Raw genomic sequence first — 12,494 nt, forward strand, 5'->3', positions numbered from 1 at the left:
AGTCATCTGGTCCTATATTTAATACGCAGCCACTCCCCTACGGGAGTGGCTTTTTTGTGTTTTCATAGCATTCACGCATGGAAGGAGAGGGATGGTACGGTAATTTCTCATGAACATGTACACAGATCATTTGAATTGCATGTTGTATCTACGGGTGCAGGGGATCAAGCATCTTTTGTAAAAGCTGCAAAGGACGTTTGGCCATCAGTGGACTATATTCATATACGAGAAAAACAACTCACATGGCAAGACAAGATCGATTGGGCTGAAAGTCTGCGCAGCGTTGGCGTTCCATCTTGTCGCATCGTTATCAATGGTTCAGAACTGCCTTTACAAAATGACATCTGTGGCGGTGTACATTGGGGGCAAGATGCGATACGCAACTGTAACCCTGCTGTCATGAGCAATGTGCAGCGACTTCGTCTAGGGGTATCTGTTCATTCCATCGATGAGGCAAAAATCGCTGAAGAACGGGGAGCCGATTACCTTTTCTTCGGGCATGTCTACTCAACCAACAGTAAGCCTGATCTTGACCCAAGAGGATTACATGCTCTTGCTGAAGTGTGCAGGAGTGTCTCCATTCCTGTCATGGCGATCGGTGGCATCGAACCGGGAAACATTCACGCGATTCGCTCTGCAGGCGCACAGGGAGTTGCTGTGATCTCGAATGTATGGGCGAACGATTCACCGGATCGGGCCGCTGCATCATTAAGGCAGGCTATCGTTGTTGCTACAGAAAGTCTGAGTCGCTGAATCAAGGAGATGAGAGGATGAAAAAGATCATTACTGATAGACCGGATAAGATTCATGCAGAAACGATTATTGTAGGCGGAGGCGTTATTGGTTGCGCCATTGCATATGAGCTTGCTTCCCGTGGACAGGATGTACTTTTGCTGGAGCGTTCGGTGATTGCAGGAGGCACTTCTTGTGCAGCGGCTGGAATGCTGGCTGCAGATAGTGAGGAGTTTGCTCATCCTTTGATGGCTAAGCTTGCCAGACAGAGTAGACAGTTGCTTATTGAGCATCAAGTGTTAATGGCTACACTCAGTGAGGTAGAGACTGGCCTGCAACGCCATGGATTCCTAACCCCTTTTCGATCATACATTGAATTAAGTAGCTATAAGGACAATCGGAAGTCTGCGTTGTCTGTTTCTGCTGATGAGGTATGGTGGGATCGTTCCGTTGTGCAACAGGAGGCATCTTGGCTTAACAGAGATACGTATGGAGCCTACTACAGGCCTTACGAGAGTGAGATTCTTCCAGTCCATCTAACGAAGGCATACGCCGAATCGGCTCAAGCATTGGGAGCACGGGTTATGGAGGGCATACAGGATATACGCGTGCGAGCAAACGAACACGGCGTGCAGGGGATCACCACATCGATCGGTGAGATGAGATGCAAACATGTCATTATAGCGGCTGGATTACAGAGTGAAGAGTTGATGAGACATGTGAATCTGAGCTTGCCTGTGTGGTCGGTAAAAGGTGAAATAGCCGCCGTTCAGTTCTCAGCTGAACATGCAGGGTACAGACCTGACAGAACGGTGTATGCAGAGGATATCTACATTGTTCCCAAAGCCAATGGAGAGGTTTGGCTCGGGGCAAGCAGTCTGCCAGGCAGAACGGATCTGAACGTTTCTGTACAGGGTGTTCAGAAGCTATTAACAGCGGCTACCCACTGGGTGCCTGGGATGAAAGAAGCACAATTTATACGAGCGTGGGCAGGCGTAAGACCGGCAACTCCAGATGGATTGCCTTATATAGGTGCTTGTAAGAGTATACCCGGGCTGTTCGCCGCCTTTGGACATTACCGCAACGGTATTTTGCTCAGTGCGATAACAGGCAGACTAATCGCTGAATTGCTCGCGGGCAAAAGCTCAGAAGAGCTCGGAATTGAGGCGCTGAGCCCTGAGCGATTGAACAGAAAGGGAGTGGTGCAGTGAACATCATCGTTAATGGTCAAAGGATGGAGATTGAGGACAGATTGAATCGTGTGGATAAACTGCTTCAATCATTTGACCTGCAAGTCAAGACTGTCGTTGTAGAACTGAATAGGCATATCTTAACGCGTGAGTATCATGAGTCAACGGCATTAAGAGAAGGCGATCGAATTGAGATTGTACATTTTGTAGGAGGCGGTTGATGATGTTGAATATTGGTAAATATACGTTTGAGTCCAGATTGTTGCTCGGAACAGGCAAGTTTTCGGATCTGGAAGTACAAAGTCAGGCTGTAGAAGCCTCTGAAACGGAAGTTTTAACCTTTGCTGTTCGTCGTCTGAATCTGGAGGAGCGTAACCAGAAGCATTTCCTGGATATGTTGGATCTGGACAAATACACTCTTCTTCCGAATACGGCGGGGGCTTCCACTGCGGAAGAGGCGGTGCGGATTGCTGAGCTTGCGCGGGCTTCAGGACTTTGTGATATGATAAAAGTCGAAGTCATCGGAGATGGAATTACGCTACTCCCAGATCCGATTGAAACGTACAAGGCTTGCGAAATTTTGCTTGAAAAGGGCTTCACGGTATTGCCTTATATTTCAGATGATGTCATTCTGGCCAAAAGGCTGCAATTGCTTGGCGTACATGCTGTAATGCCTGGCGCTTCTCCCATCGGAGCTGGCAGAGGCATCATCAATCCCTATAACCTTGAGATCATCATTGAGCAGGCTGTTGTACCTGTAATTGTGGATGCAGGATTGCGCTCCCCAAAAGATGCTGCTTATGCGATGGAACTTGGTGCAGATGGCGTATTGTTAAATACAGCCGTATCCGGATCAGGGGATCCAGTGAGCATGGCTAAGGCGATGAGATTGGGGGTAGAGGCAGGTAGGCTGGCTTATGAGGCAGGCATGATTCCCGTAAAGCGTTATGCAGCAGCCAGTAGTCCGGTGGAAGGAATGGTTCATACATGATAAATCAACAATCAACATCCTCGGAGCAGGCCGATCGGTATTCCAGACAGGAACGGTATGCGCCGCTGGGCAAGGAAGGTCAAGCCAGATTAAAGGGCAGCAGAGTTTTAATCGTTGGTGCTGGCGCACTGGGAACAGGAATCGCAGAAACGTTAGTTCGTTCAGGAGTCGGACACTTGACGATTGTGGATCGTGATTATGTGGAGTGGAGTAACTTGCAGCGACAGCAATTATATGTAGAACAGGACGCGATTGAACGGATGCCGAAGGCGATGGCGGCGGAAAAACGGTTATCTGCCATTAATTCCACGGTTCATGTGGAAGGGAAAGTGTTGGATGTCAGAGTAGATGAGTTGGAAGAACTCGTTCAGCATGCAGACTTGATTATGGATGCAACGGATAACTTTGATACCCGACTACTCATTAATGATATGGCACAGAAGCACCGTATTCCCTGGATTTATGGTGGATGCGTAGGTAGTTACGGCATCACCTATACGTTTATGCCCGGAGATACGCCATGTTTAAATTGTTTGTTGGGTGAAGTCCCTCTAGGTGGAGATACTTGTGATACATCTGGCATCATACCCCAAGCGGTACAGATGGTAACGGCGAATCAGACAGCAGAGGCGATGAAATTGCTTAGCGGTAATGCAAATGCATTGAGACGTAAGTTATTGTCATTTGACGTATGGAGGAACGAATACATATCCATCAATGTGGATGGTGCGAAAAAGCAAGACTGTCCTTCCTGCGGCACTTCTGCAACGTATCCATATCTTTCTGCATCCAATCTGGAGAAAACCGATGTGTTATGTGGCAGGGATACCGTTCAGATCCGGCCTGCACGGCGTATGAATCTGGATCTTCAACATACGGCGGATCGTCTGGATGGACTTCAAGAAGGAAAAGTGGAATCGAATCCGTTTCTGGTTTCTTTTACAACAGGAGTCCATAGAATGGTTATTTTCCAAGATGGACGTGTCCTCGTACACGGAACAAACGACACAGCTGAAGCACGTACGCTCGTCCATCGCTACTTTGGTTAAAGCAAGAAAGAAACAAAGTCTGTTCCCTTGAGGGAATGGACTTTTTCATTTTACGGCATGCTATCTGTAACAACCATTGCTGCGAGCAGTGGGGATAGAGACAGGCCGGGTGAAAAAGAGTGAAAACAGCCATTTTGCTGATTGGAGCAGGAGAGCAGGTCAGCCTTATTCAGGATGTTTTATGTAGCGAAGGGTATGAGGTGCAACGAAAGGAAGGACCTGAACTAGACCAATTCGCCAAGAATTCGTTATCACACATCAACCTGATCATTCTGGTAGACCGAAGTGAGGGGGAAGCACATCATGACCAGGATCAGAAATTAGAGTTGAAACGATGGATAGATAAAGGTCAGGTTGTACCTCTACTGGTTATCACGTCTAACGCCTCTCCTCAATTCATCGTGGAATGGCTGGATTACGGAGCTAATGATGTAATGGAGGAACCCGTTCACCTGAACGTGATGCTCGCCAGAATACGAAACTTATTGCGTGTTTTTGCGAATGCAACACAAGAGGGTGAAGAAGTAATTATAGTTCATGATCTTAAAGTAAATTTACGTTCAAGGCGGGTAAATCGTGCGGGTGAATACCTGACATTAACGCCAAAAGAGTACGAATTGCTGGAATTTCTGGCCTTGCATGTGAATGAAGCATGTACACGGAGTGATATTTTGCGGGAGGTATGGGGATATGAGTATGCGATGGATACCAACGTTGTGGACGTATACATCAAACATCTGCGGGTTAAGGTGGATAAGGGAAGAAGTGTGAAACTGATTCATACTGTGCGTGGGATCGGTTATATGCTTCATGATAAAAATTAGATTACTAAAGTTAGTTCCATGAATCACCAGTTTAGAGTGTGGCAAAAAGAGGGTAAAAATAAAAGACCGGATAGTAACCTCCGGTCCTTGCTGATTAGCTATGATGTGATTCTAGAGTACACGACGAGCTTTAACATACGTTCTCTTCCAAGTACCAGAGTCCAGATCAGAGAGGGTTACGCCTGGAGATCCATACGTATGCAGAATCTTTCCGTCCCCTGCATATACGCCTACATGAGTAACGTTGGAGCCCGTAGAACGGCTACCACTGGAGAAGAATACTAGATCTCCGACACGCAGATTAGCTTTGGATACAGCTGTACCTTCTTTGGATTGGTTCACGGAAGTGCGCGGCAAGTCTACACCATACTTTTTGAAAATATATTTCATAAAAGAAGAGCAGTCAAAAACTTTGGTTGTTGAGGTTGAAGCACCAAATTTATATGGAGTTCCAGTAAATTGTTTACCATAGTTAACAATCTGTTGACCTGTGGATACAGAAGCAGTTGCTGCCTGTGCAACAGGTGCGTTAGTCATTAATACAGCTCCAAAACCTAGTGTAGCGCACAACCCGACGGTTACGGCCTTTTGGACAAAGTTGTTTGTTTTCATGTTAGTTAGTACCTCCAAAATTCGTTTTCGTTAAGTTGCTAGAGCGAGTATAACAGCTTTGTAACAACCTAGAAATTGGATAGGGGAGTGTAATCCCTTGCGCCACAATGGTTTGGGTATGTTTATTAAAATATGATTAAAAATGTCAAAAAATTAATTATTGACGGATGAAAAATAAAGATAAAATAGCAAAGACCCTTGAATATCAAGGGTCTTTATTATGTGTGAACCTATTTTCTTCGTTGAATCACTGGTTACAAAAACGTAATAAATAATTATGAAGCATACGAATGGATTCAATCTTTGCTCTGAATAATCAGTAATAAGCCGCTATCAATAGTGACTGTACCGGAGGAGACTAAGAGCTGGTTGCTTACACCCAAGGATTGTCCCATGCGAATGGTGGCTTGATCTAGCGGATACATAAAACCATCTAAAGTTATTCCTGCAACTTCATGAGTCAAGGGAAGCAGAGAAACATATTTATAGTCACGGTGCTCAACCACAGCTTTGGATGTGGTCAGTGTCATGTAGTTGTGCTTGTCCTGAATGGCACAGGAGATATGATGCTGCATCGCGCGAACCATGATATGTACATTAGCGAGGGTGTGATCCATACGTGTACCTGTAGCACCTAACATTAAGATGTGAGAAGGTTCGTAATCTAGCGCTGTCTCAAAAGCCATTTCTGTATCAGTAAGATCCTTATGAACAGGGTCACATGTAATGAACCGAATGCTATTGTTGCTTACAATGATACGTTCATCTTCGGTAATGGAGTCGAAGTCTCCAACTGCAATGTGAGGCTGAATGCCGTGTTCAATTAAAAATAATGCACCGCGATCGGCCGCGATGATCATATCATCTTCTCGTATTTCCTGAAGTAATTCTACAGATAAGTTTCCGCCTGTAAAAATAACAATCCGTTTCACCGTCATTTTATTTCATCCTTCCTAATTCAGAGAAAAATAGTTCATTGTTCAAATATAATGTTGGAACCTGTACAAATATATTCACCAAACCAGTATAATCCACAAAATGTGGTTGCACAATTTCAGTGCTCGCGGATACAATGGGTAGAGCGACATGGAGATGACTTGAAAAGTGAGGTTTGAACAGGTTGGACTTACACATTTTTGAAGTATTCAGCATTATAGGCACTATCGCATTTGCAATGTCCGGTGCCTTCGTGGCAATGGAAGAGGAGTATGACATTTTGGGTGTACTGGTGCTTGGACTTGTCACTGCATTCGGAGGCGGGATTATCCGGAATGTACTTATAGGTATACCTGTAACGACATTATGGAGTCAGGGATCACTTATTATGTTAGCCTTAGTATCTGTAGCAGTTGCGTTTATATTGCCTCTCAAGTGGATTAGTCACTGGAAGCGAACAGAGGCGTTATTTGATGCAATCGGACTTGCAGCATTTGCAATTCAAGGGGCACTGTACGCGGCGAACATGGGACATCCTATTAGCGCAGTTATCGTTGCAGCAGTAATGACCGGTATTGGTGGAGGCGTTATTCGTGATGTGCTCGCTGGACGTAAACCGCTTGTATTGCGTGATGAAATCTATGCTGTATGGGCAATGACAGCCGGTTTTGTCATAGGTATGGGCTGGTTAACAACGAATACCGGATTATTGCTAGGTTTCGCGGCCGTTGTGTTTTTCCGGATGTGTTCTGTACATTATAAATGGAAACTGCCACGTCGTTCGTTGGTGCCATCTGAGACGGGCAACGTCAGTCCTCAGCCGGAGAGCATTGTGACACAGCCAACATCGTCGGTACTTCAAGGTACGTTAAGCAAGGGGGATTAATATGATTCACGTTTTGTTTGTATGTCTGGGCAATATATGTAGATCACCAATGGCTGAAGCCGTTTTGCGTCACAAAGTCCTGGAGAAGGGGCTTGAACACCAGATTCGTGTGGACTCAGCGGGAACAGGGGACTGGCACGTTGGTAAACCTCCGCATGAAGGGACTCGAAAATTGCTGGATTCGTACCAGATTTCTTATGCCAACATGGCAGCGAGACAATTCGCCAGCGAAGACTTTACTCAATTTGATTACATTGTATGTATGGATAATTCAAATGCAGATAATGTACGCAACGTTCCAGGCGGAGCTGCGGCGGACATCATCAAGTTCATGGACATGCTTCCAGAGGAAAAACTCAGAGAAGTACCTGACCCATATTACACGGGCAATTTTGAAGAGGTGTACGAGTTGGTTAACGCAGGCTGCGATGTTCTGTTGAGTAAGATTGAAGCGGAACATTCCTTAGCCTAAAAAGTAAACGAAATTCATGCTTAATTTGTAATTCGACAAAGAAGCAGGATTAGAGCACTTCAAGCAAGCAGGATATCCTGCTTCTTTTTCAGGTTACAATTGTAAGCGGTATCATTAAAATGAAAAACAATAGCGGCATTTCAGCCGCCTGTTAATGTGGTCTTTTATCTTTCCTGGAGAAAATAAAGTAATGCTTCTGGCAACTCCTTCTGCCAAAAACCCCATTGGTGTTTTCCGTCTTTCTCTTGGTAGGAGACGAGGGCACCACGTTTTTCCAGCAATTCTCGAGTATCCCGATTTAATTGAACAAAATCATACGTACCCGTGTCTGCCTCGAAATCAGTCTCCTGCAAACCAACGATCATCCAGATCGAGAGCCAAGACAGATCTTCAGCTGCGGCATAGATTTCCTGAGAAGCAGAGTAGAAGGCGCCAGACATGCTAATAACACGTGTGAACAGATCCGGATATAACAGAGCAAGATGAAGTGAAACACTGCCACCGAGCGAGTCTCCGGCAAGAATACGTTCCTGCGGAGAACGGCGCACAGGATATTTCTCTTCTATATAGGGAATAATCTCTTCAGCGAAGCAAGCGGTATATGCCTTGAACCGATCTCCAAATGGAGCATATTCCTGTGTTCTCACAGACACATCGACCTGAACCCCTACAATAATGAAAGGTTCGGCTCCTTCGTCCAGAATAATTTGGTTAGCTGTTGTAGCAATTCGTCCGAAATTAAAAAATTCTTCGCCATCCTGACAATAAACGACAGGGTAGCTAAGTAATTCGTTATAGCCTGGAGGAAGGTAAATACGGAGCGTTCGCTTCTCTCCAAGATAGCGACTTTCAATCTCTTCCTTCACAATCGTGCGTTTCAAATAGCGGGAATCCGTCATAAAACGTCACCTTTCTCGGTTAATTTTTTGCATTCGACCGCGCAATACGGTAAGATTACCCTTGTGCGGGGTTAGGTCAAACACGCAATCATGTATTATGCTGTTATACCAATATTAAGCCCCTGTTATACATACAATCCGGCAGGAAACATAAAAAAATTACGGATTTCTTTGACGTATGGAGTGAAACAGGTGTATAATAATATTATAACAGCGGAACTTGATATTCAAATTTTTTGTTGAGGTGAAGAAAAAAATGAGCAAGGTTCCTTATGAAGTGTATACAGAGGATGTAGAAGCTCTGTCCGTGCTGTCTCCTGACGGCGAAATTGTTAACAAAGACATGATGCCTACACTTTCCGATGATCAATTAAAAGAAATTATGTACCGCATGGTATTTACCCGTACTTGGGATGACCGTGCAGTAAACCTGGGCCGTCAAGGTCGTCTTGGTTTCTATGCTCCAGTATCTGGTCAAGAAGCTACAATGGTTGGTAGTGAATTTGCAATTGAAAAAGAAGACTTTGTATGTCCTGGCTATCGTGACATTCCGCAACTCGTATGGCATGGACTTCCTCTTTATCAAGCATTCTTGTACTCCCGTGGACACCAACATGGTGGACAAATTCCAGATGGCGTTAATGTATTGATGCCACAAATCATCATTGGTGCACAAATTCTGCATGCAATGGGTATCGCTATGGGTTACAAATTGAAGAAACAAAAACAAGTTGTTATCACGTACACAGGTGATGGCGGTTCTTCTGAAGGTGACTTCTATGAAGGTCTGAACTACGCTGGTGTATACAAACTGCCTGTTATCTTCTTCGTACAAAACAATGGTTATGCCATCACAACTCCTTTTGCTAAACAAACAGCAGCTCTGTCCATCGCTCACAAAGCGGTAGCGGCAGGTATCAAAGGTGTTAAAGTTGACGGTATGGACATCTTCGCTGTTATCAAAGCTGTTCAGGAAGCTGCTGAGCGCGGACGTAACGGAGAAGGCGCAACATTGATCGAAGCAGTAACATACCGTTTCCGTCCTCACTCCCTTTCGGATGATGCTTCCAAGTATCGTACAAAAGAAGAAGAGGCAGAATGGTCTGCTAAAGATCCTATCGCACGTTTCGCTAAATATCTGGAGAAAAAAGGTCTTTGGACTGAAGAAGATACAGCACGTGTGAAAGAAGAAGCAAAAGCTAAAGTAAATGAAGAAATCAAAAAAGCGGAAAAAACCGAGAAAATGACGATTTCAGGCTTGATCGACAGCATGTTCGAACAAACGCCTAAGCACTTGGAAGAGCAAAAAGCTGATTTCCAATAAGTTTTTTCCGATAAAGCATAAACATCCGCGACTTTAATGTCCCGGTATACATGTACGAATTCAAATGTGAACTGTCAATGTTTAAGGAGGAAATGAAGCAAATGGCACAAATGAACATGAAAGAAGCAATTCGTGATGCGCTTCGCGTGGAGTTGAAACGTGATCCTAACGTTCTGCTCTTCGGTGAAGACGTAGGTAATGTAGGCGGCGTTTTCCGTGTAACGGAAGGTCTGCAAAAAGAGTTTGGCGAAGAGCGTGTATTTGATACACCACTGGCTGAGTCCGCTATTGGTGGTCTGGCTGTAGGTCTGGGTGTACAAGGCTTCCGTCCGGTTGCTGAGATCCAATTCGTTGGTTTTATCTTCGAAGCCCTTGACCAAATGGTAGTGCAAGCTGCTCGTATGCGTTTCCGCTCTGGTGGAAAATACAATTCTCCAATCGTATTCCGTACACCATTCGGTGGCGGTGTAAAAGCGGCAGAATTGCATACAGATTCCCTGGAAGGTCTGCTCACGCAAACACCAGGTATCAAAGTCGTTGTTCCTTCTAACCCTTACGATGCAAAAGGTCTGATGATCGCTTCTATTCGCGATAACGATCCTGTATTCTTCATGGAGCACTTGAACCTGTATCATGCTTTCCGTGCAGAAGTGCCTGAAGAAGATTACGTTGTTGAATTGGGCAAAGCGAACGTTGTTCGTGAAGGTTCCGATGTAACAATCATTACTTACGGTATGATGGTTCATACTTCTGTGAAAGCAGCAGAGGAACTCGAAAAACAAGGAATCAAAGTTGAAGTTATCGACCTTCGTACGGTTAGCCCGATCGATATCGATACCATCGTTGCTTCCATTAAGAAAACAAACCGTGCAATTGTTGTACAGGAAGCTCAAAAGAGCGCAGGTGTTGCAGCTGAAGTCATTGCCCAAATCAATGAAAAAGCAATCCTGCACTTGGAAGCACCGGTTCTGCGTGTAGCTGGTCCGGATACTGTATATCCTTTTGCACAAATCGAAGATTCTTGGCTGCCTAACCCAGCACGTATTGTTGCTGCGGTTAATAAAGTCGTAAATTTCTAATTTAATCATCTGACATGCCGCAAGGCGCAGTATGGTGATTCACACCGCAGCGCAAGCTGCACTGTAAACAGCCATTAGCCCCTTGAGTAACAGTTATTTGCATTAGCAGTAACAGTTGTTTCTTGGAGTTAAGGGTTGTTTTCAGGATTGAGCACATAATCAAGGAGGTTTTTCAGTTGGCTAAATTTGAATATAAATTCCCTGAATTGGGCGAAGGCCTACACGAAGGCGAAATCATCAAGATGCACATCAAAGTCGGTGACAAAGTAACTGACGACGACATCATCATGGAAGTACAGAATGACAAAGCGGTTGTGGAAGTACCTTGTCCGGTTAACGGAACAGTTACAGAAGTATTCGCTAAAGACGGTCAAATCTGCCACGTTGGTGAAGTTGTAGCGATCATCGATGCAGAAGGCGAACTTCCTGAGCAAGACGACGCTCCTGCTGGCGATCAAGGCGAGCAAGAGAAAGATGCAGCTCAAGGCGGAGCTGACACAAGCGGTTCTTCTGCAGCAGCTTCCAGCTCGGATGCAGCTAAAGAAGGCGGCATCAACAGCGTTCCGGCAGTACCTGCCAAAGACGTTCTGGCAACACCAAGCGTGCGCAAATTTGCTCGTGAACAAGGTGTAGACATCGCTCAGGTTAACGGCACTGGCAACAACGGTAAAGTAACCAAAGAAGATGTTGAATCCTTCAAAAACGGTGGCGGTTCTTCCGCAGCGGCATCTTCCGCAGCTCCGGCTCAAGAAGAGAAAAAATCCGCAGCACCAGCAGCGGCTGCAGCTGATCAATACCTTGAAGAAGAGCGCGTACCATTCAAAGGTATCCGTAAAGCAATCTCTAATGCAATGGTTAAATCGGCTTACACAGCACCTCACGTTACAATCATGGACGAAGTGGACGTAACTGAATTGGTTGCTTTCCGTACTCGCATGAAACCAATTGCAGAGAAAAAAGGAACAAAAGTTACTTATCTGCCATTCATCGTTAAAGCATTGGTTGCGGCTTCCCGCCAATTCCCGGCTCTGAACGCTATGATTGATGAAGAAGCTAACGAAATTGTTTACAAAAAATACTACAACATCGGTATCGCTACAGATACAGACAACGGCTTAATCGTTCCTGTTATCAAAGATGCTGATCGTAAATCCATCTGGATGATCGCTGATTCTATCCGTGATCTGGCTGCTCGTGGTCGTGACGGCAAATTGAGCGCGAATGAAATGAGAGGAAGCACAATCTCCATCAGTAACATTGGTTCTGCTGGCGGTATGTTCTTCACTCCAATCATTAACTTCCCTGAAGTTGCTATTCTCGGAACAGGACGCATCAGCGAAAAAGCAGTGATCAAAAACGGCGAAGTAGTTGCAGCACCTGTAATGGCTCTTTCCCTGAGCTTTGACCACCGTATCATCGATGGCGCAACAGCACAAAACTTTATGAATTACATTAAACAGCTGCTCGCTAACCCTGAGCTGCTTGTTATGGAGGTGTAAG

14 protein-coding genes are annotated in these 12,494 nt (G+C 45.1%); 11 read left to right on the forward strand and 3 right to left on the reverse strand.

Annotation, left to right across the window (positions count from 1 at the left end; translation table 11 throughout):
• The first annotated feature begins 45 nt into the window (after nt 1-45).
• The 6 genes from MKX68_RS23840 (at nt 46) to MKX68_RS23865 (ending at nt 4,786) form a co-directional block, all read left to right on the forward strand.
• A complete protein-coding gene (locus MKX68_RS23840) occupies nt 46-753 on the forward strand; it encodes a thiamine phosphate synthase (protein WP_340914271.1) in 708 nt (235 codons plus the stop codon).
• A 17-nt stretch (nt 754-770) separates the two neighbouring features.
• The gene (thiO, locus tag MKX68_RS23845; protein WP_340914272.1) at nt 771-1,943 is read left to right on the forward strand and encodes a glycine oxidase ThiO; all 1,173 of its coding nucleotides are present in this window, start codon (nt 771-773) and stop codon (nt 1,941-1,943) included.
• Nucleotides 1,940-2,143 carry a sulfur carrier protein ThiS gene (thiS, locus tag MKX68_RS23850; protein ID WP_339255841.1) on the forward strand — a complete coding sequence of 68 codons (204 nt, stop codon included), beginning with the start codon at nt 1,940-1,942 and terminating at the stop codon, nt 2,141-2,143. Before thiO ends, thiS begins: the two co-directional genes overlap by 4 nt.
• Before the next feature lie 2 nt (nt 2,144-2,145).
• The gene (locus tag MKX68_RS23855) at nt 2,146-2,913 is read left to right on the forward strand and encodes a thiazole synthase (RefSeq protein ID WP_340915488.1); all 768 of its coding nucleotides are present in this window, start codon (nt 2,146-2,148) and stop codon (nt 2,911-2,913) included.
• Entirely contained in the window at nt 2,910-3,962 is a 1,053-nt protein-coding gene (locus MKX68_RS23860; protein WP_340914273.1) for a ThiF family adenylyltransferase, read from the forward strand. Before MKX68_RS23855 ends, MKX68_RS23860 begins: the two co-directional genes overlap by 4 nt.
• A gap of 119 nt (nt 3,963-4,081) precedes the next feature.
• Nucleotides 4,082-4,786: a response regulator transcription factor gene (locus MKX68_RS23865; RefSeq protein ID WP_339783272.1), complete on the forward strand. Its 705-nt coding sequence runs from the start codon at nt 4,082-4,084 to the stop codon at nt 4,784-4,786.
• A gap of 111 nt (nt 4,787-4,897) precedes the next feature.
• Here MKX68_RS23865 and MKX68_RS23870 read toward each other — a convergent pair whose 3' ends face one another.
• Both MKX68_RS23870 and MKX68_RS23875 read right to left on the reverse strand, forming a co-directional pair.
• Entirely contained in the window at nt 4,898-5,398 is a 501-nt protein-coding gene (locus MKX68_RS23870) for a C40 family peptidase (protein WP_340914274.1), read from the reverse strand.
• A 296-nt stretch (nt 5,399-5,694) separates the two neighbouring features.
• Nucleotides 5,695-6,336, reverse strand: coding sequence for a thiamine diphosphokinase (locus MKX68_RS23875; RefSeq protein WP_340914275.1), 642 nt, complete (start codon nt 6,334-6,336; stop codon nt 5,695-5,697).
• A 182-nt stretch (nt 6,337-6,518) separates the two neighbouring features.
• Here MKX68_RS23875 and MKX68_RS23880 point away from each other — a divergent pair, with 182 nt between their 5' ends.
• The gene (locus tag MKX68_RS23880; protein ID WP_074095468.1) at nt 6,519-7,220 is read left to right on the forward strand and encodes a trimeric intracellular cation channel family protein; all 702 of its coding nucleotides are present in this window, start codon (nt 6,519-6,521) and stop codon (nt 7,218-7,220) included.
• 1 nt (nt 7,221) lies between these two features.
• Nucleotides 7,222-7,692 carry a low molecular weight protein-tyrosine-phosphatase gene (locus MKX68_RS23885; protein ID WP_340914276.1) on the forward strand — a complete coding sequence of 157 codons (471 nt, stop codon included), beginning with the start codon at nt 7,222-7,224 and terminating at the stop codon, nt 7,690-7,692.
• 164 nt (nt 7,693-7,856) lie between these two features.
• Here MKX68_RS23885 and MKX68_RS23890 read toward each other — a convergent pair whose 3' ends face one another.
• Nucleotides 7,857-8,591: an alpha/beta hydrolase gene (locus MKX68_RS23890; RefSeq protein WP_091020737.1), complete on the reverse strand. Its 735-nt coding sequence runs from the start codon at nt 8,589-8,591 to the stop codon at nt 7,857-7,859.
• Nucleotides 8,592-8,847: 256 nt separating this feature from the next.
• Between MKX68_RS23890 and pdhA the strand changes: the two genes are divergently transcribed.
• From pdhA to MKX68_RS23905, 3 genes are all read left to right on the forward strand, one after another.
• On the forward strand, nt 8,848-9,915 hold the full coding sequence (pdhA, locus tag MKX68_RS23895; RefSeq protein ID WP_017688072.1) for a pyruvate dehydrogenase (acetyl-transferring) E1 component subunit alpha: 1,068 nt from the start codon (nt 8,848-8,850) through the stop codon (nt 9,913-9,915).
• Nucleotides 9,916-10,016: 101 nt separating this feature from the next.
• Nucleotides 10,017-10,994, forward strand: a complete 978-nt coding sequence (locus tag MKX68_RS23900; RefSeq protein WP_074095465.1) for an alpha-ketoacid dehydrogenase subunit beta — start codon at nt 10,017-10,019, stop codon at nt 10,992-10,994.
• A gap of 176 nt (nt 10,995-11,170) precedes the next feature.
• Nucleotides 11,171-12,493, forward strand: a complete 1,323-nt coding sequence (locus MKX68_RS23905) for a dihydrolipoamide acetyltransferase family protein (RefSeq protein ID WP_340914277.1) — start codon at nt 11,171-11,173, stop codon at nt 12,491-12,493.
• Nucleotide 12,494 lies beyond the last annotated feature (1 nt).

The sequence above is a fragment of the Paenibacillus sp. FSL M8-0212 genome (genome assembly GCF_038004645.1).
Taxonomy (GTDB): domain Bacteria; phylum Bacillota; class Bacilli; order Paenibacillales; family Paenibacillaceae; genus Paenibacillus.

Bases quoted from the DNA above. Each gene is read 5' to 3' on its own strand.
- thiO (WP_340914272.1), top strand. From the start codon at position 771: ATGAAAAAGATCATTACTGATAGACCGGATAAGATTCATGCAGAAACG.
- MKX68_RS23855 (WP_340915488.1), top strand. From the start codon at position 2,146: ATGTTGAATATTGGTAAATATACGTTTGAGTCCAGATTGTTGCTCGGA.
- MKX68_RS23860 (WP_340914273.1), top strand. From the start codon at position 2,910: ATGATAAATCAACAATCAACATCCTCGGAGCAGGCCGATCGGTATTCC.
- MKX68_RS23870 (WP_340914274.1), bottom strand. From the start codon at position 5,398: ATGAAAACAAACAACTTTGTCCAAAAGGCCGTAACCGTCGGGTTGTGC.
- MKX68_RS23875 (WP_340914275.1), bottom strand. From the start codon at position 6,336: ATGACGGTGAAACGGATTGTTATTTTTACAGGCGGAAACTTATCTGTA.
- MKX68_RS23885 (WP_340914276.1), top strand. From the start codon at position 7,222: ATGATTCACGTTTTGTTTGTATGTCTGGGCAATATATGTAGATCACCA.
- MKX68_RS23890 (WP_091020737.1), bottom strand. From the start codon at position 8,591: ATGACGGATTCCCGCTATTTGAAACGCACGATTGTGAAGGAAGAGATT.
- pdhA (WP_017688072.1), top strand. From the start codon at position 8,848: ATGAGCAAGGTTCCTTATGAAGTGTATACAGAGGATGTAGAAGCTCTG.
- MKX68_RS23900 (WP_074095465.1), top strand. From the start codon at position 10,017: ATGGCACAAATGAACATGAAAGAAGCAATTCGTGATGCGCTTCGCGTG.